The organism is Dermatobacter hominis, assembly GCF_020715685.1.
In the GTDB taxonomy this organism is placed as follows: Bacteria; Actinomycetota; Acidimicrobiia; order Acidimicrobiales; family Microtrichaceae; genus Dermatobacter; species Dermatobacter hominis.
This window is the reverse complement of record NZ_CP085840.1, coordinates 4,519,867-4,538,414: the sequence shown is the minus strand read 5'-3', so window position 1 is coordinate 4,538,414 and position 18,548 is coordinate 4,519,867. Positions and strand designations below refer to the sequence as shown.

The following is an 18,548-nucleotide window of genomic DNA, read 5'->3' as shown; positions in this document are numbered from 1 at the left end:
GACCGCGGAACGTCAGGCCGGCGAAATGGCGCCGATGGCGGCGTCGACCAGTGCCCGGGCGTGGAGGACGGTGCTGTCGAGCACCGGCACGTCGAGCTCGCCGTCGCGCAGCACGGCGCCCTGCTCGGTGCAGGCGAGCACCACCGCCCCGGCACCGGCGTCGACCAGCCCCGCCCCGATCCGACGGAACTCCGCGACAGCCGACTCGGTCACGACGTCGTGGATCAGCTCGTCGAACGTGACCCGCTGGACGATCGCCCGGTCGTCGGCGTCGGGGACGACGAGCTCGATGCCCGCCGCCGCGAGCCGCGGCGGGTAGAGGTCCGGCGACTCCATCGTGTAAGCGGTTCCGAGCAGCCCGAGCGTCGTGACATCGAGCGCAGCGCAGGCGTCGCGCACCACCTCGACGATGTGCACGAGCTCGGCGTCACCGAGCGCCGCCGCCACGGCGTCGGCGACGAGGTGCATGGTGTTGGCGCCGATGCCGATGACCTCGGCACCGGCCCGCACGAGCGCGGCGGCGCCCTCGGCCAGGAGCTCGCCGGCGAGCTCCCACTCACCGGCCCGCTGGTGGGCGGTGATCACGTCGAAGTCCATCTGCCAGACGACCATCGGCGCGCAGTGGTCGCCGCCGAGCCGCTCCGCCACGTCCCGGTTCATGAGGTCGTAGTAGTGGCCGGTCGACACCCAGCTCATCCCGCCGAGCAGCCCGATCGTTCTCATGGGCGGGACGGTAGACGGCGACTCGGGCGCAGCCCGCGGACCGGCTGGCTACGTTCGCGCGTGGTGACCGAGGAGACCCGCCGCAGCTTCTGCCGGATCTGCGCGCCGTGCTGCGGCGTGCTCGTCACCGTCGACGGCGACCGGGTGACGGCAGTCCGAGGCGATCCCGACCACCCGGTCTCGCGCGGCTACGTCTGCCCGAAGGGCCGCGCCCTCGGTGAGCTGCACCACGACGCCCGCCGACTCGACGTCCCGATGCTGCGCAGCGGCTCGGAGCTGCAGGCCACGTCCTGGGACGCTGCGCTCGACGACCTGGCCGCACGGATCCGCCGCGCCGTCGACGAACACGGGCCCGACGCCGTGGCGGTGTACGTCGGCACGCCCTCGATCAAGGAGACGGCGGCGGCGCCGGTGCTGCACTCGTTGTGCCGCCGCCTGGGCACCCGGAGCCGGTACAGCTCGATCACGGTCGACATCGCGGCACGGATGACGGTCACGACGCTCGTGCTGGCGGCGCGCATGGTCCCGGTGGTCGACATCGAGGACGCACGCCTCCTGCTGGTCCTCGGCACCAACCCCGTCGTGTCGCACGGCCACTACGACGGTCTCTCCGACCCGGTCGAGCGCCTCCGCGAGATCGGCCGCCGGGGCGAGGTCTGGGTGGTCGACCCCAGACGCACCGAGACGGCCCACCACGCCACCCGCCACGTCCCCATCCGCCCGGGCACCGACCACGCCCTGCTCGCCCACCTCGTGCGGTCCGCGCTCGACCGGGGCGTGCCCGCCTCCGTCCTCGATCGCCTGCACGGGACCGATGCGCTGCTCGAGGCGGTCGCACCGTGGGACCGGACCCGTGCGGCGGCGTGGACCGGCATCGACGAGGCCACGATCGCGGAGCTCGACGCGGCGATCGCCGCCACCGGTCGCCTCGCCGTGCTCACCGGAACCGGGGTGGACATGGCGGGGTCCGGCAACCTCTCCGAGTGGCTGGCCTGGTGCCTCCTCCTCCTTACCGACTCGGTCGACCGACCCGGCGGCATGTGGTGCAACCCGACCCTGACGTACGAGCGTGACCGAGCCGGCGGGATCCGGGCGGAGCCCATCGACGACGGCGGTCCGGGGCCGGCCAGCCGACCGGACCTGCCGAGGTTCTTCGCCGAGCACCCGTGCGCGGCCCTCGTCGACGAGATCGAGGCGGGGACGATCAAGGTGCTCGTCTCCTTCGGCGGGAACCCCCTCGTCGCCATCGCACAGCCCGAGCGCCTCCGCGCCGCGATCGCAGGTCTGGACGCGTTCGCCGTCATCGGCACGCTCGCCGACGACCAGGCCGACCTCGCGAGCCACCTCCTGCCGTGCACGGGGATGCTGGAGCGGCCCGACGCCCTGCTCGGCTCGCAGAGCGCGCAGCTCGCGGTCTACGGCCAGTACACCGAGGCGGTCGTGCCGCCGGTCGCGGAACGCCGGGCGGCGTGGTGGATCCTCGCCGAGCTCGGCCGCCACCTCGGGGTCGACGCCATGCCGCGCGGTCTCGACCTCGACACCGCGACCGACGACGACCTCCTCGCCGTGGTCGCCCGCGGTCCTGACGCGCTCGAGCGGCTGCGACAGGCGGACGGGCCGGTGGTCGCCGGCGGGACCGCCACGGGATGGTTCCTGGACTCGCTCCCCGCCGGCTACCCCGACCTGGCCCCGCCGGCGCTGGTCGCGGCGCTCCTCGACCTGCGGTCCGTGCCCGCTCCTGAACCCGGTCTCCGCCTGATCCCCCGCCGGCTGCTCCGCCGGTTCAACTCGGTGGCGAGCCCGACCGGCCGCCAGGACGAGCAGGAGGTCGTGCTGCACCCCGAAGTCGCCGGGGCGGCGGGCATCTCCGCCGGAGGACGGGTCTCCGTCCGCAGCGCCAACGGATCCGTCGTGGGCGTCGCGACCGTGACCGATGGGATCCACCCCGAGGCCGTCGCGCTGTCGCACGGCTTCACCGACGTCGAGGTGGGCCGCCTGACCAGCACCGTCGATGCCGACGCCCTCACCGGCCAGACCATCCAGACGGGGATCCCGATCTCGGTGGAGCGGGCACCCGGCCCGGGCTGACGCCCGACGACCGACGCGCTCGCCCGGCCCTCGGAACGGGCCGAGGGCGAGGACGACGCTCGAGGCGTCAGTCCCGGTCGCGGTCGGTGTCGCGGATCAGTCGCACGGTGCCGAAGCAGGACTGATGGCAACGACGTCCGTCGACGTCGGTCACGAGCGGCCTGCCGTCATCGTGGATGGGCCGTCCGCAGCGGACGCAGATCGTCTCGGCCATGCCTCCCAGTCAACCGGCGCGCCCGCCGCCTTCCACCTGCGACGGCGCAACTCCCGCAGACGGGTGACGGCTCCGACCTCCTCGGCCCGAGCACTCGACGCCCATGCCCCGAGAGCCCTTCGGGTCATCTCGTCCGGACCCCGGACGCGACGGAGGAGGGACCGCGACCCGGCCCCTCCTCCATCGACGTTCGGTCTCAGCTGCGTCGGTCAGTTGCCGTCGCAGGGGCCACCGATCGACGTGGTGTACGGCGTGCCGACGAAGGTCGGGCTGGCCCCGCCGGTCACACGCAGACCGTTGGCCCGATCGGTCGGGGCCGTGCCGTCACCCCAGTAGTTGCAGGTGACGTCGGCGTCGGAGGTGGTCACCACCGGGGTGTTGGCGCCCCAGCTCGACACCCGGTAGACGCCCCAGCCGGTGCCGTTGATGAACACGTTGCCGGTGATCTTGAGGTTCTCGAGCTTCCCGCCGTTGGTGACCCAGCCGCCCGATCCCTCGGCCGTGCCGTTGGTGCACTGGCCGCCGTCGGGATCGACGGTGACCCAGACGCCGGCGCTCGAGTTCGCATCGAACGTGTTGCCGGTGATCGTGTTGTTGCTCTGGTCCCACTTCTTGCACTGGTCGAGGTAGATCCCGGTGCTGAGGCCCTTGAAGGTGTTGCCGGAGATCGTGTTGCCACCGTTGGTGATCGTCATGCCGGCGGGCCCGGAGGCGTGGCCGGTCGAGTCGATCGTGTTGCCGGTGACGGTCACGCCGGCCAGGCTCGTGCCGGTCGCGCCGCTCAGCGCGATGGCTCGCGAGGTGGTGCCGGTGAAGGTGCTGTTCGTGACGCTGGCGGCCGTGGTCGGCACGCCGGTGAAGAGCGCCTGCGTGATGTTCAGCGGACGCCGGAAGTTCTGCACCAGGTTGCGGTCGAACGAGAACCCGCCGACCTGGACCTGGAGGGCGTAGTCCACGTTCGTCGTGCAGGTGAAGCTGCAGCCCGGGGCGAAGGTGCCACCGGTGAAGACCGTGTTGCGGACGATCTCGCTCGGACCGCCGTACAGCGACACGAGCGGGGCCGGGGTGCTGGTCCCACCGGCGACCAGGAGGGCCTGGTCGCCCTGCGGGTCGATCTTCATGCCGTCGATGGTCACGCTGAGCTGCGCCGGCGTCATGTTGCCGCCGCTCGTGTAGTTGCCGTTGCCGGTGGAGCCGTTGAGCGCGACATGCGTCGCGTCGACCGCCGTCACCGTCCAGGTGCCGTTCGCCGCCGTGTTGCCGAGCGCACCGGCGATGTTGATCACGCTGCCGGTCAGCAGACCGTGGGGGCCGGTCGTGGCCACGACGATCGGGCTGGCGTTGGTCGCGCCGTTGAGGATCGTGCCGCTCGGGCTGCCGTAGTGACCGCCGCCGGTGTAGGCGCCGTTGGCCACCGAGGTGTTGAGCAGCAGGTGCGTCGCGTCGACCGTGGTCGTGGACCAGGTGCCGTTCGCCGCGGTGTTGCCGCGGACGTCCTGCACCTGGATCCGCGGGTTGGTCAGACCGGACGGCGTGGCCGTCTCGATGATGATCGGCGCCGAGGTGTAGGTGCCGCCGCCGGTGTAGTCACCGGTGGCCGCCGTGGTGGTCTGGAGGTGCGTCGGGTCGAGCACCGTGACCGCCTTGGCGCCGTTGGCCGCCGTGTTGCCGGTGACGCCGGCGAACGTGGCCGTGGCGCCGTTCGGGATGTTGTGCGCCGCCGACGTGGTGATCGTCGTGTAGCGGGACACCACGTTGCCGAGTGCGATCGTCGCGCTGGTCGTGTTGACGCCGATCGTGAAGTGGGTGGCGTCGACCACCGTGGCCGTGCGGTTGCCCGACAGCGTGGCGCCGCCACCGATCGTGATCGCCTGGCCGGTCACGAACTTGTGCGGCGTGGCGGTCTCGTAGGTGGCGACGATGTTGTAGTAGCCGCCACCGCTCGTGTACGTGTTGTTGCCGACGACGCCGTTCACCTGGAGGCGGTTGGCGTCGAGGACGGTCAGCGAGCGGTTGGTGCCGTTGGCGGCGGTGTTGCCGCCGAGCGACGCGATCGTGACGCCGGTGATCGTGCTGCCGACGGTGAGGCCGTGCGGCACCGTCGTGCTGAGCACGACCGGACCGCCGTACCAGCGGCCACCGCTCGTGTAGTTGGCGTTGCCGGTGGTGCCGTCGAGCGAGAAGTGGGTCGAGTCGATGACCGTCACCGTCTTCACGCCGTTGGCGTTCGTGTTGCCACCGACGCTCGCGAGGGTGATCGACGAACCGGTGGTGAGGTTGTGTGCCGCCGACGTGGTGACCACGATCGGGCTCACGCCGACGCCGGTGACGCCGCTGATCGCGCCGGCACCGGTGGCGCCGTTGATCGCACCCGCACCGGTGATGCCGCTGATGGCGGTGGTCGAGGTGCCGGACACGTCGGCGACCGAACCGGAGTAGCTGGTGTTCGAGGCGCCGACGATCGAACCGACGAACGCGTTGCCGACGCCCTTGATGACCGACTCGGGCCCACGGGCTGCGGTGCCGGCGACGCCGGCGTTGGCGCCGACGATCTTCACGTCCTTGGCCAGGCCGACGCGCTCGTCGTAGGCGCCGGGTGCGACGTAGACGGTGTCGCCGGCGGCGGCCTGATCAGCGGCGTACTGGACGGTGGCGCATGCGGCGCCCTGCGAGCCGCAGTCACCGGTGTCGGTGCCGGTGGTGGCGACGTAGCGCGCCGTGGCGACGCCGGTCACCGTGATGGTGACCGTGGCGGCGTCGGTGGCGCCCTCGGCGTCGGCGACCGTCAGCGTCGCGGTGTAGGTGCCCGGCAGCGAGTACACGTGGGTGGCGTTCGCCGTCGTGGCGTCGGGCGTGCCGTCGCCGAAGTCCCACGTGGTGGAGGTGACGCCGCCGTCGACGTCGGTGGACGCCGAGGTGAAGTCGATCGACGCCGGAGCCGTGCCCGTGTTGGTGGACACGTTGGCGATGGCGGTCGGCGCCTGGTTCAGCGCCACCACCACCTGGACCGTGGCCGAGTCGGTGGCGCCGTCGCCGTCCGTCACCGTGAGGGTCGCGTCGTAGGTGCCGGCCGTCGCGTACGTGTGGGTGGCCGTCTGGCCGGTCGCGGTGTTCGAGCCGCTGGACGGATCGTCGAAGTTCCAGGCGTAGGAGACGATGCCGTCGTCGTCGGTGGAGCCGGCGGAGTCGAACGTCACCGCGAGCGGCGCCTTGCCCGTCAGCGGCGACGAGGTGGACGCGTCGGCGACCGGCGGCTGGTTGGCCGGCGTGACCGACACGGGGACGGTCGTGGTGTCGGTGAGGCCCCCGGCGTCGGTGACGGTGAGCGTCGCGGTGAACGGACCGGTGGTCGAGTACGTGTGGCTCGCAGTGGCCGTGGTCGCGGTGTTGGTGCCGCTCGCAGGATCGCCGAAGTCCCACGCGTAGGTGAGCGCCTGGTTCTCCGGGTCGGTCGAGCCGGTGCCGTCGAAGGCGACCGTCAACGGGGCGGTGCCGTTCTGCGGGGTCGCGGTGGCGCTCGCGGTCGGGGCGAGGTTCGCGTCGACGTGGATGGCGACCGACGTCGTGTTCTCCGCGCCGTCGTCGTCGAGGACGCTCAGCGTCGCCGTGTAGTCGCCGGGCGTGGAGTAGAGGTACGTCGGCGAGTCGTCGGTGGACGTGCCGAGGCCGTCACCGAAGTCCCAGCTGTAGGCCACGATCGACCCGTCGGGATCGTTCGAGCCGTTCGACGAGAACTGGACCTGCAGCGGCGCGGTGCCGCTCGTCGGCGCCGAGTCGGTGGCCACGGCCACCGGCGGGGCGTTCGGCACCGAGACGAGGATCACGGTGCTCGTCGTCGACGTGGCGCCGCCGTTGTCGGTCACGGTCAGCTGGACCGTGTAGGAGCCGGCGCTCGCGAAGGTGTGGGTGGCGGTGACGCCGGAGGCCGTGTTGCTCGCGCCGCTCGCGGGGTCGCCGAACGTCCACGCGTACGACGTGATCGTGCCGTTGTCCGTGGAGCTCGCCCCCGAGAACGACACCGTGAGCGGCGCCTCACCGGAGATGGTGTCCGCGTTGATCACCCCGATCGGAGGTGGGTTTCCACCCGTTCCCGGAGTCGTACACGCAGCCGCCAGCAGTGCAGCAGCTGCGACCATGCACGTCACAGCCAGACGCTTGGTCATCGGTTCTCTCCCCCTACCCGGGCATCACCCCGACGTCCCCCACGGACGTCCGAGCGGCAACCGTACGCCGCGCCAGGCAGCGAAAGCCAGCGAAACTTGAGCGATGTTCAGAATCACCTATTGCGCACCGGGGCGCCGCAGTGCAGCCGATGGTCGGGCGTGGGCGTCGTGCCGTGGTGGCTCTCCGGGCGTCCAGCCGGAGGCCGGGAACGGAGACGGCGTCGTGGGCCGGCCGGGGATCGAACCCGGGACCGAGCGATTATGAGTCGCCTGCTCTGACCACTGAGCTACCGGCCCGGCGGGAGCGTACCGGCCGGTCGTGACCCATCCGTCGGCCGCCAGCGGTCAGGTGGTGCCGTCGCGAACGACCGAGGCGATGACCCGCATGATGAGCACGGTGCCCAGGGCGAGGCCACCGGCGCCGAGCAGCACCACGAGGCGCGTGTCGCCGCCGACCGTCGGTCCGACGTCGAGACCCATCAGCAGCACCGAGACCAGGGCGAGTCCGACGCCGATGCCGGCCAGCAGCGTCCGGTTCCACATGGTGCGGGAGAACCGCGACTCGTCCTCCGCGGCGACCGTCCGGAACTGGAGCGTCCCGCGCGAGGCCAGGGCGAGCGTGCGGCCGACGTCGGCCGGCAGGCGGCGGAGCACCGGCAGCTCCGCGACGAGCGCCTCGGTCAGCTGCTGTTGCGGATCGCCCTGGGATCGCTCGGCCGCCTCCTGCTCGGCGAGCTGCTTGCCCGCCGCGACGACCGAGAACCCGGGGCTCAGCACGCCGAGCGTGCCGTCGAGCGTGACCAGCGCCCGCATGAGCACGACGAGGTCGCCGGGCAGGCTGATCTCGAACTGGCCGAGCACCGGGATGAGGTCGGCCAGCGCCCGCACGTCGATGGTGCCCCCGGCGCCGAGGTGGTCGGCCAGCAGCCGGGCGAGCGCCCGCTCGAGCTTGTCCCGCGACACGTGGGCGCCCACGTCCGCCACGCGCTCGACGCCGTCGCGCAGGAGCGTGGCGTCGCCCTTGGTCAGCGCGATCAGGAGGTCGATCACCGCCTCGATCTGGATCGAGTCGAGCCGGCCGACCGCACCGAAGTCGATGAGGCCGAGCGATCCGTCCGCGAGGACCATCACGTTGCCGGGATGCGGGTCGGCGTGGAAGATGCCGACGGTCAGCAGCTGCTGGACGAACACGCCGAGGAGCTGCCGGGCCAGCTCGTCGCGGTCGACGTCCGCGTCGGCGGGCAGGTCCGACAGGGGCGAACCCGACAGGCGCTGCTGCACCATGGCGCGCCTCGTGCACAGCTCGCGGTGGACGCTCGGGACCGTGATCGGCGTGGCGTCGAGGAGCTTGTGCATCGTCGCCGTGGCATCGGCCTCGTCGCGGAAGTCGAGCTCGGACCGCAGGCTGCGCCCGAACTCGTTCGCGAGCTGGCTCACCCGGAGGTCGCGGCCGGCGACCGTGCGGCGCTCGGCGAGGCGGGCCACCTGGTTCAGTGCGGCGAGGTCGCGCTCGATCGTGTCGCCGACGCCCGGGCGCTGCACCTTCACGACGACCTCTTCGCCGCCGACGAGCGTGGCCGTGTGGGTCTGGCCGATCGACGCCGCGGCCAGCGGCTCCCAGTCGAAGCGCTCGAACACCTCCTCGACCGGTCGGCGGTACTCGGCCTCGAGCACCGTGCGCACCTCGTCGGCTGGCACCGGCGCCGACCGGCTCTGCAGCCGACCGAGCTCCTCGCACAGCTCGGGCGAGAGCAGGTCGATCCGGGTCGCCGCGATCTGGCCCATCTTCACGTAGACGCCGCCGGCCTCCTCGAGCGCCTCGCGCAGCCGGACCTCCGGCGGCTCGGGCACCTCGTCGGGATCGGGCTTGCCGTTGAGCCGACCCAGCAGCTGGTGCTTGCGGAGGATGCCGAGGAGCTCCCGGTACCGGGCGATCGGCGCGACGCGGGCCTTGATGTCGTGCACCGGTCGAGACGCCTCGACCAGCCCGGCCCGATCGCCCTGCGCCAGCGTGCCCGGCCGCGCCACCAGGTCGAACAGCAGCATCAGGGCCATCGTCGCCGGCACCGCCAGCACCGCCGTGTAGGCGAGCAGCGAGGTCTCGTCCCAGTCCCAGTCGAGGAGCCCGGCGGCCACGACCAGCGCCACGATCCAGCCGATGGCACCGGCGAGGAGCTGGCGCACCCAGCCGCGGCGGATGCCGAGCAGCCGGCTGCCCAGCAGCGTCGAGATCGTGGCCACCACCACCATCACGACGAGGCTCACGATGAACCGGATCATGACCTTCCCTCCTCCGACGCTCCCCCGTCACCGACGACCAGGCGCCACAGCTGACCGGTGAGCACCCCGAGCGCGGCGCCCCCGACCGTGTCGATCGGCAGGTGCGCACCCACCTGGATCCTCGCGAACGCGACCACCACCGCGGCGGCCACGAGCCCGGCCCGCTCCGACGGCCCCACCCAAGGCCAGAGCACCGTGACCATCGTGACGGCGACCGCCGTGTGCCCCGACGGGAAGCCGCGACCGTCCTTCGGTGTGCCCATGCGGCGGGCGATGTGCTCGAGCTCGTCGAGGGGACGCCCCCTGCGCACGAACTCCTTGACCACCTTGGCGAGCTGCCACGCCACGACGCCGCCGATCACAACGCCGGCCGTCGGGCGCCAGTCGTGCCAGCGCCGCCATGCCAGGACACCTCCGACGACCGGACCCCACAGGCTGCCGATCTGCATGGGCGGCCACAGCGCAGGCGCCAGCCACGCCGGCAGCTCGTTGATCGCGTGGAACGCCGACTCCTCGGCAGCGGGCACCCCGTGGGCGGCGACCGCCGACGATCCAGCGAGGACGCCGGCCGCACCGAGGATCGCGGGGACCCGGTCAGGGCCGACGTGCATGGGGGGTCAGAGTAGCGGTGGCCCCACGGCCAGCCGGGACGCAGCGGCCGCGGTCGCGACCTCGTGCGAGCTGACGAGCAGCTCGAGCACGTCCTCCGACGGGATCGGCCGGTGGTGCCAGAACCCCTGCGAGAGGTCCGAGCCGAGCTCGTCCAGGCAGGCCTGCTGCTCCGGTGTCTCGACGCCCTCGGCCACGGTCAGCATGCCGAGCGTGTGCGCGAGCTGGACGATCGCCAGCACCAGCGACGAGCCGGTCCGGTCCTCGACCGACTGCACGAACGACCGGTCGATCTTGAGGCTGTCGATCGGGAACTGCTGCAGGCGCGCGAGCGACGAGTGCCCGGTGCCGAAGTCGTCGATCGCCAGGTGGACGCCGCTCCGGCGGACGTGGCGGATCTGGCGGGCCACCGTCGAGGGGTCCTGCATGAGCGCGCCCTCGGTGAACTCGAGCACGAGCCGGGTCGGGTCGAGGCCCGTCCGCTCGATCACCTCCGCGACCCGCTCCGGGAGCATCTCGTCGAGCAGCTGGTGCGGCGACAGGTTCACGCTGACCATCGGGGCGCTCGGCCCCATGTGGTCGCGCCACTCCTGGGCGTGCGTGCAGGCGACCTCGAGCACATGGAGGCCGAGCTCCTCGATGATCCCGCTCGCCTCGGCGTAGGGGATGAAGTCGTTCGGCATGACCAGGCCGCGGTCCGGGTGGTTCCAGCGGACCAGCGCCTCCATCACGACGATGGCGTCGTCGCGGTTGGTGTCGACGATCGGCTGGTAGTGCACGACCAGCTCGCCCCGGGCCGCCGCGCCACGCAGGCGGGTGTCGGCGGAGCTGCGACGCCCGGCGTCGCGGCCCATGTCGGGGGTGTAGAGGCGGAACTGGTTCCGGCCCGAGCTCTTGGCGTGGTACATCGCCAGGTCGGCGCAGCGCAGCAGGCCGTCGGCGTCCATCGTGGGGTCGGCGATGGCCACGCCGATGCTCGCACCGACGACCACCGACTCCTGCGGCAGCTGCACGGGTGGGATCAACGACTCCATCAAGCGGCGGGCGACGTCGATCGCGGACTCGTCGCCGTCGAGGTCGAGCAGCAGCACGACGAACTCGTCGCCGCCGAGCCGGGCCACCGTGTCGCCCTGGCGGACGACGGAGCGGAGGCGCTCGGCCACCTCGACGAGCAGCAGGTCGCCGGCCGAGTGCCCGAGCGTGTCGTTGACGGCCTTGAAGTCGTCGAGGTCGACGAACATCGCCGCCACGTTGCGGTCCGCCGCCGTGCCGGCGAGCGCCTCCTGCAGCGCCCGGCGGAACAGCACCTGGTTGGCCAGGCCGGTGAGCGGGTCGTGCAGGGCCTGGCGGGCCAGCTCGGACTGCAGGCGACGGGTCGCGGTGACGTCGCGGAAGCTCCACACGCGGCCGACGGGCTCACCCTCGACGTAGCGGGGGCGCGATCGGCGCTCCAGCACGCGACCGTCGACCAGCTCGATCGTGTCCTCGCTCAACCCGTCGGGGTCGGCCTGGACCTCGGCGACCCGGGCCTCGAACGCCGCGGCGTCGTCGACCATCGAGTACAGGTGGTCGCGCATGGCGGCGAGGTCACCGCGCCGGTCCACCTCGTCGGGGATCGCCCAGATCTCCAGGAACTGCTGGTTCCACAGCTGCGGCAGGCCCGAGATGTCGGACGTGACGATGCCGTCGGCGACCGACTCGAGCGTGGCCGACAGCACCGCGCTCGCCTCCTCGCGCTCACGCTCGGCCTGCGACCGCCGCGAGATGTCGGACATCGTCACGACCAGGCCGCCGACGGTCGGGTCGTCCACCAGGTTCACGAGCGAGATCGCCACCGGCAGCGTCGAGCGGTCCGAGCAGTAGGCCTCGACGTCGATCGCCACCTTCGTGCCGGTCTCCGACGCGAGCGCCTCGTGCACGGCCCGGCCGAGCGCGACGCGGCAGCTCCCGGGCACCATCATCGTGATGTGCCGGCCCTCGATGGCGCGCTGGCCGATGCCGAGCAGGCGGGTGATCGCCGCCGACGTCGTCCGCACCCGTCCCGACGGGTCGAGGACCATGGCGACGGTCGTCAGGTGCTGCAGCACCGAGCGCAGCAGCGCCATGCGGTCGTGTGCGACCTCCCATCGCCGGCGGTCGGTGAGGTCGCGGATCACGAGGACGAGGTGCTCGCCCCTCGTCGACCCGATCATCTCGACCTGGCGCCATCCGCCCGGGGTCGAGATCCGCAGCTCGAGCGGCAGGCCGACGCGCTCGACCTGCATCCCGGACAGCGACACGAGCGCCATCTCGAGGTCGTCCGGGTGGACCATGTCCACGCAGTTCAGGCCGATCGACTCCTCGAGCGACCGGCCGAACATGGCCTCCGCGGCCTGGTTGCCCCAGATCAGGCGCGCCGATCGGTCCGTCACCAGGACGGCGTCGGGCAGGTCGTCGAGCAGCGCGACCCGATCGAGCCCGATCGGGTCCGATGCATCGCAACCCGCGATCGGTGCTCCCGCTGTCATCCCCTCGAATATCGGCACGATCGAGCCCCGGTTGAGGTCCGACCGGCGAGAGGTGCTGGCCGACCGGCTGCACGGCGCGCACCGGCGGATCGACCCTGCGGGTCGAACCGGCCCGGTGGAACAGCTCGGCGAGGGTGAACCCGGCGCCAGCGCCGGGGTTCCGGCCCAGACACGCCTCGGCCTTGGCACGGTTCACCACGCGAGAACGCCCGATCCGGGCGCGGCTGGCCGGGACGCGGAACAGCCCCCGGCAGGGGCCGAGGGCCGTTCGATCGGTGCTCCGGGGGTGGGGCTCGAACCCACGACCCGCTGATTAACAGTCAGCTGCTCTGCCAGCTGAGCTACCCCGGAAGGCGTCCGCCGCTTCGACGGCGGCCCTGCAGCGTAGCGTCCCCGCGGAGGTGTCCCCAACCGGATGGCGGGCCCTCCGGCGGGTCGTCAGTCGGCCTTGAGGTAGTCCTCGAGCTTCTGGCGGCTCCGTGGGTGGCGGAGCTTGGCGAGCGTCTTCGACTCGATCTGGCGGATCCGTTCGCGGGTCACGCCGAACTCCTTGCCGACCTCCTCGAGCGTCTGCGGCTGGCCCCCGTCGAGCCCGAAGCGCATGCGCACGACCTGCTTCTCGCGGTCGTTGAGGTCGTCGAGCGCCGACATGATCTGCTCGGACAGCGAGTTGGCCGTGGCCACGTCCGCGGGCATGACGGCGTCGTTGTCGGCGATGAAGTCGGCAAGGTAGCTGTCGTCCTCCTCGCCCACCGGCGAGTCGAGCGAGAGCGGGTCCTGGGAGATGCGGAGGATGTCGCGCACCTTCTCGGGCTTGAGCTCGCACTTCGCGGCGAGCTCCTCGACGGTCGGCTCCCGCTCGAGCTCCTGGATCAGCTGGCGCTGCTGGCGGTGGACCTTGTTGATCGACTCGACCATGTGCACCGGGATGCGGATCGTCCGGGCCTGGTCGGCGATCGCCCTCGTGATCGCCTGGCGGATCCACCACGTGGCGTAGGTCGAGAACTTGAAGCCCTTCGTGTAGTCGAACTTCTCGACCGCCCGCATCAGGCCGAGGTTGCCCTCCTGCACCAGGTCGAGGATCTGCATGCCCCGGCCGAGGTAGCGCTTCGCGATCGACACCACCAGGCGCAGGTTGGCCTGGGTCAGCTCGTCCTTGGCGCGCTCGCCGTCGCGGCGCAGCCGGTCGAGGCGACGGCGCTCGTCGAACTCGACGGTCTCGCCCGACGCGGCCAGGTCGGCGAGGCGCTCCTCGGCCTCGACGCCGGCCTCGATCCGCATGGCGAGGTCGACCTCCTCCTGCGCGGTGAGCAGTGGCACCTGGCCGATCTCCCGCAGGTACATGCGCACCGGGTCCGCCGTGCTCGCCCCGCCGGTCGTGCCGACCAGCGTCACCGGGCGGCCGCGCCGGCCGCTCGTGCGCATGAGGCGGCGCCGGCGGACCGACTCGTGGGCCAGCTCTCCGGGCTCGACGAGGGCCCGCTCGGGCTCCTCCTCGACGACGATCTCGATGGGCGAGCCCGGTTCGACCACGACGTCGAGGTCGGATGCAGGATCGATCTCGGGAACGACGTCGGCCTCGATGCGGATGCCGCGAGCGGCCCAGAAGTCCTTCGTCTCGTCGACCACCTGGTCGGTCATCTCCAAGCGGAGCACGCTGAGCGCGTCGTCGAGCGGCAGCACCTTGTCGGCGCCCTCGGCCCGTTGTTGGAGCTCGTCGATCTCGGCCGGTGGCACCTGCTCCCAGATGGACAATCCGATCATCCCCTCGTCACTGCTGGTGCCGGTCCCGCAGGAAGGCTAGCAACTGGGCAACGATTTCCACCTCGGCCCTCGGGTGCCGCAGCTGGTCCAGCGTCACCTTCAGCCAGGCCACGACGTCGGAGTACGCGAGGGGGTCCGACGACGAGCGGGCCTCGGCCTCCAGCTCGGCCAGTTCGCGCCGGCCGACCTCGCTCGCGAAGCGGGCGAGCACGTCGGGCGGCTCCGAGGTCGGTTCCTCGACCGCCAGCTCGGCGAGCAGCTCGGCCACCTCGGGCGGCGACTCCTCGATGGCCTGGGCGAGCGTGTCGGACCGCAGCAGCGCGTCGAGCGAGGCCCTCGCCGTGGGGTGGCGGAAGAACGACTCGTCGAGGAACGGCGCGGCGAGGTCGGGCTGGTTGACGGCCAGTCGCAGCACCTCGCGCTCGACGCCGTCGGCGAGCGGCGGCAGGCGCGGCGCCGTCTGCTGGCGCATCTCGGGCGGAGGCTCGGCAGGTGGCGCGCCCCGCCGGCGACCCTGGTCCTCGTCCCGTCGAGGCCGGGGCGAGCGGATGACCTGCTCGAGCCGGCTCCGCAGCTGCGCGGCATCGATGCGGCAGGTGTCGGCCAGCTCCATGACGTACTGGTCGCGCACGAGCGGGTCGGGGTGCTCGGCCACGACCTCGAGCGCCGCCTCCGCCGCCCGGGCCCGTCCCTCGGGGCCGCTGAGGTCGGCCGAACCGAGCACGCGGGACACGCGGAACTCGAGGAACGGCCGGGGGCCGTCGACCGCGGCGTGGAGGGCCTGCGGGTCCGACCGGGCGAGCTCGTCGGGGTCGGTGCCCGGTGGCAGCGACACGACCGAGAACTGGATGTCGTGGGCCTGCTCCCAGGCGTAGACGCGCTCGGCGGCGGACTGCCCCGCCTCGTCCGCGTCGTAGGCGAGGACGATGTTGCGCGTGAAGCGCTTGAGGATGCGGACGTGGTCCTCGGTCAGCGCGGTGCCGCACGTGGCGACGGCGCGCTGCACGCCGGCACGGGCGAAGCCGATCACGTCCGTGTAGCCCTCGCAGACCAGCACCTGGTTGTTGGCGACGGCGTCGGCCTTGGCCCAGTTGATGGCGTACAGCGCCTTCGACTTGTTGTAGAGGACGTTGTCCCGCGAGTTCTGGTACTTCGGCCCCTCGGCGTCGGGCAGCTTGCGGCCGCCGAAGCCGATCACACGCTCGCGCTCGTCGAGGATCGGGAACAGGATCCGGCCGCGGAAGAAGTCCTGCATCCGGTTGCGGCGGTTGACGAACCCCAGGCCCGCCGCCTCGAGGTCCTCGCGCGACGCCTTCAACGACCGGACGAGGCTGTCCCAGTCGTCGGGGGCCCAGCCGACCCGGAAGTGGGCGACCTCCTCGCCGTCGAAGCCGCGTGAACGGAGGTACGAGCGGGCCGCTGCGGCGTCGGGCGCCGAGCGCAGCCGCTGGTGGTACCACTCGCACGCCTGCTCGGTGAGGCCGTAGAGGCGGGCCTGGCGCTTGCGGCCCTCGGACTCGTCCTTCTCGGTGTAGCGGAGCGTGACGCCCGACTTGGCAGCCAGCCACTCGACCGCCCCGGGGAAGTCGAGGTGCTCGACCTCACGCACGAACGTGATGGCGTCGCCCGAGGCCTTGCAGCCGAAGCAGTGGTAGAGGCCCTCGGACTGGTTGACCGAGAAGCTCGGCGACTTCTCGTTGTGGAACGGGCAGAGGCCCGACCAGCGCTGGCCGACGCGCTTCAGCTGCGTGTAGCCGGAGATGACCGCGACGATGTCGGTGGACTCACGTACCCGTGCGATGTCCTCGTCGACGATCCCCACGGGCGGAGACTACAAGCGCGCCGGAACGCGGCCCCGGCCGAGGATCGCGACCTCGCTCCCACTCGCGCTTCGGCGGACGAAACGGTCGGATGCCGACGGTTTCGTCCGCCAGAGCGGTGGCGGGCCCTCAGGCCAGGCGCTCGTCGAGGTACGCCGGCACGTCGGCGACGGCGACGCGCTCCTGCTCCATCGAGTCGCGCTCGCGCACCGTCACGGCGTGGTCCTCGAGCGAGTCGAAGTCGTAGGTGATGCAGAACGGCGTGCCCAGCTCGTCCTGGCGGCGGTAGCGACGGCCGATCGACTGCGTCTCGTCGTAGTCGGTCATGAACGACCGCCGCAGCGTGGTCGCCAGCTCGGACGCCGGGCCGGTCAGCTCGGGCTTCTTCGAGAGGGGCAGCACCGCGGCCTTGTACGGGGCGATGCGGGGGTGGAACCGCAGCACGACGCGCGTCTCGCCGCGGACCTCCTCCTCGTCGTAGGCCGCCATCAGGAACGCCATCGCCGTGCGGGTCGCGCCGGCGGCGGGCTCGATGACGTGCGGCGTCCAGCGCTCGTTGGCCGCCTGGTCGTACCACTCGAGCTTCTCGCCCGAGTGCGTGGCGTGCTGCGTCAGGTCGTAGTCGCCGCGGTTGGCGATGCCCTCGAGCTCGTCCCAGCCCCACGGGAAGAGGAACTCCACGTCGGACGTGCCCGACGAGTAGTGCGACAGCTCATCGGCCTCGTGGGCCCGCACTCGGAGCAGGTGCTCCGGCATGCCGTGCTCGAGGTACCAGCGGTAGCGCTCGTCGCACCAGTACTCGTACCAGCGCGGCGCGTCGGCGGGCGGGACGAAGAACTCCATCTCCATCTGCTCGAACTCGCGGGTCCGGAACACGAACTGGCCGGGCGTGATCTCGTTCCGGAACGACTTGCCGATCTGGGCGATGCCGAACGGCGGCCGGACGCGGGTGGTGTCGATCACGTTCTTGAAGTTGATGAACATGCCCTGCGCCGTCTCGGGCCGCAGGTACGCGACCGAGGCCGCGTCCTCCACCGGACCGGCCTGGGTCTTGAACATCAGGTTGAACTGGCGGGGCTCGGTGAACGTGCCGCGCTTGCCGCAGTTGGGGCACAGGTCCGGGTCGTCGAGCTTGTCGAGCCGCCAGCGGGTGTTGCAGTTCGTGCAGTCGACGAGCGGGTCGGTGAAGTTCGCGAGGTGGCCGGAGGCCTCCCAGACCTGCGGCGGCGACAGGATCGAGGCGTCGAGTCCGACGACGTCGCCCCGCAGCTGCACCATCGAGCGCCACCACGCGTCCTTCACGTTGCGCAGCAGCAGCACGCCGATGGGCCCGTAGTCGTAGGTGGAGCGGAACCCGCCGTAGATCTCGGCCGACGGGTACACGAACCCGCGGCGCTTGGTCAGGTTGACGATCTTGTCGAACAGCTCCGGCGACGGCGCCGTGGTGCTTTCCTCGGGCATGGGGGTCGAGCGTACCGGCGCGCCGCGCGACCCACGTAGGTGGTTCAGGTCCGCGGCATCCCGGCTTCTCGTCGCTACCGTGGCCCAGGTGAACCGCACGAGCGCGGACTGCGCAACATGAGCGACGCACCTCCTCCTCCCCCGCCCTCCGGCGGCCCGGACGACCCGAACGTCCCGCCGGTGCCACCGGGCTTCGGCGCGCCGCAGCCACCCCCGCCAGGGCCCCAGGGCCCTTCGGCCACACCGCCCCCACCCGGCGGGTTCCCGCAGCAGCCGCCGCCACCCGGTGGCTACTCGCAGCAACCGCCGCCACCCGGCGCCTACGGCGCGACGCCGCCCGGCTCCCCGCAGGCCCCGGGGAACCCCCAGTTCGGCCAGCCCGGCTACGGCTACCAGCCGCCGGCCGCGCCGTACCAGTACGGCGGGGGCCTCCCGGGCAGCGCCATCCTCGCCTCGCCGGGCAAGCGCATCGGCGGCTTCCTGATCGACTTCGTGATCATGGTGATCATCAACATCCCGGTCGCCATCGTGCTGTTCCTGGTGCTCGCCCAGACCTCGACCGACTCGTTCGGCAACACCTACCGGGCGGACCTCGGCATCGGCGGCCAGCTCCTGATCAACCTGGTCTCGACGCTCATCTGGGCGGCGTACCACATCGGTTTCGTGGCCGTGAAGGGCCAGACGCCCGGCGCCATGCTCGTCAAGGTCAAGGTCGTGCGGCTGGCCGACGGCCAGATCCCCGGCGGCGGCCCCGCCACGCTGCGGGTGCTGCCCAACTTCGTCGGGCTCATCCCGTGCCTCGGCATCTTCCTGTCCATCGGCCTGTGGATCTGGGCGCTGGTGAACCTGTTCTCGAACGAGCGACGTCAGACGCCCTTCGACCTGGCCGCCAAGACCGTGGTCATCGACGTCGCCTGAC

General features: G+C 71.8%; 11 protein-coding genes and 2 tRNA genes. 2 read left to right on the top strand and 11 right to left on the bottom strand.

What is annotated here, in order from left to right:
• Positions 1-12: 12 nt before the first annotated feature.
• Positions 13-723 carry an aspartate/glutamate racemase family protein gene (locus LH044_RS21170; protein WP_227757621.1) on the bottom strand — a complete coding sequence of 237 codons (711 nt, stop codon included), beginning with the start codon at positions 721-723 and terminating at the stop codon, positions 13-15.
• A gap of 63 nt (positions 724-786) precedes the next feature.
• On the opposite strand from LH044_RS21170, the gene LH044_RS21165 reads away from it, so the two are divergent.
• Entirely contained in the window at positions 787-2,811 is a 2,025-nt protein-coding gene (locus tag LH044_RS21165; protein WP_227757620.1) for a molybdopterin-containing oxidoreductase family protein, read from the top strand.
• A gap of 67 nt (positions 2,812-2,878) precedes the next feature.
• Here the strand turns inward: LH044_RS21165 and LH044_RS21160 are convergent, their stop codons facing one another.
• From LH044_RS21160 to LH044_RS21110, 10 genes are all read right to left on the bottom strand, one after another.
• A complete protein-coding gene (locus LH044_RS21160) occupies positions 2,879-3,025 on the bottom strand; it encodes a hypothetical protein (protein ID WP_227757619.1) in 147 nt (48 codons plus the stop codon).
• 209 nt (positions 3,026-3,234) lie between these two features.
• Positions 3,235-7,161, bottom strand: a complete 3,927-nt coding sequence (locus LH044_RS21940; protein ID WP_374210647.1) for a beta strand repeat-containing protein — start codon at positions 7,159-7,161, stop codon at positions 3,235-3,237.
• A 251-nt stretch (positions 7,162-7,412) separates the two neighbouring features.
• Positions 7,413-7,485 (bottom strand) — tRNA-Ile (locus LH044_RS21145).
• 48 nt (positions 7,486-7,533) lie between these two features.
• Entirely contained in the window at positions 7,534-9,468 is a 1,935-nt protein-coding gene (locus tag LH044_RS21140) for an ABC1 kinase family protein (protein ID WP_227757618.1), read from the bottom strand.
• Entirely contained in the window at positions 9,465-10,079 is a 615-nt protein-coding gene (locus tag LH044_RS21135; RefSeq protein WP_227757617.1) for a phosphatase PAP2 family protein, read from the bottom strand. The genes LH044_RS21140 and LH044_RS21135 overlap by 4 nt, the downstream gene beginning before the upstream one ends.
• Positions 10,080-10,085: 6 nt before the next feature.
• Complete coding sequence (locus LH044_RS21130; protein WP_227757616.1) at positions 10,086-12,584, bottom strand: sensor domain-containing protein; 2,499 nt, start codon at positions 12,582-12,584, stop codon at positions 10,086-10,088.
• Positions 12,585-12,862: 278 nt separating this feature from the next.
• Positions 12,863-12,935, bottom strand: a tRNA-Asn gene (locus tag LH044_RS21125).
• Between the two features lie 87 nt (positions 12,936-13,022).
• Positions 13,023-14,348, bottom strand: coding sequence for an RNA polymerase sigma factor RpoD (rpoD, locus tag LH044_RS21120; protein ID WP_304512028.1), 1,326 nt, complete (start codon positions 14,346-14,348; stop codon positions 13,023-13,025).
• A 7-nt stretch (positions 14,349-14,355) separates the two neighbouring features.
• Positions 14,356-16,170, bottom strand: coding sequence for a DNA primase (gene dnaG / locus LH044_RS21115; RefSeq protein WP_227757615.1), 1,815 nt, complete (start codon positions 16,168-16,170; stop codon positions 14,356-14,358).
• 127 nt (positions 16,171-16,297) lie between these two features.
• A complete protein-coding gene (locus LH044_RS21110) occupies positions 16,298-17,629 on the bottom strand; it encodes a glycine--tRNA ligase (RefSeq protein WP_227757614.1) in 1,332 nt (443 codons plus the stop codon).
• A 117-nt stretch (positions 17,630-17,746) separates the two neighbouring features.
• Between LH044_RS21110 and LH044_RS21935 the strand changes: the two genes are divergently transcribed.
• Entirely contained in the window at positions 17,747-18,547 is an 801-nt protein-coding gene (locus tag LH044_RS21935) for an RDD family protein (protein WP_304512027.1), read from the top strand.
• Position 18,548 lies beyond the last annotated feature (1 nt).

Excerpts from the sequence above, each read along its gene's own strand:
- LH044_RS21170 (WP_227757621.1), bottom strand. The coding sequence starts at position 723 with ATGAGAACGATCGGGCTGCTCGGCGGGATGAGCTGGGTGTCGACCGGC.
- LH044_RS21160 (WP_227757619.1), bottom strand. The coding sequence starts at position 3,025 with ATGGCCGAGACGATCTGCGTCCGCTGCGGACGGCCCATCCACGATGAC.
- LH044_RS21940 (WP_374210647.1), bottom strand. The coding sequence starts at position 7,161 with ATGGTCGCAGCTGCTGCACTGCTGGCGGCTGCGTGTACGACTCCGGGA.
- LH044_RS21140 (WP_227757618.1), bottom strand. The coding sequence starts at position 9,468 with ATGATCCGGTTCATCGTGAGCCTCGTCGTGATGGTGGTGGTGGCCACG.
- LH044_RS21135 (WP_227757617.1), bottom strand. The coding sequence starts at position 10,079 with ATGCACGTCGGCCCTGACCGGGTCCCCGCGATCCTCGGTGCGGCCGGC.
- LH044_RS21130 (WP_227757616.1), bottom strand. The coding sequence starts at position 12,584 with ATGACAGCGGGAGCACCGATCGCGGGTTGCGATGCATCGGACCCGATC.
- rpoD (WP_304512028.1), bottom strand. The coding sequence starts at position 14,348 with ATGATCGGATTGTCCATCTGGGAGCAGGTGCCACCGGCCGAGATCGAC.
- LH044_RS21110 (WP_227757614.1), bottom strand. The coding sequence starts at position 17,629 with ATGCCCGAGGAAAGCACCACGGCGCCGTCGCCGGAGCTGTTCGACAAG.
- LH044_RS21935 (WP_304512027.1), top strand. The coding sequence starts at position 17,747 with ATGAGCGACGCACCTCCTCCTCCCCCGCCCTCCGGCGGCCCGGACGAC.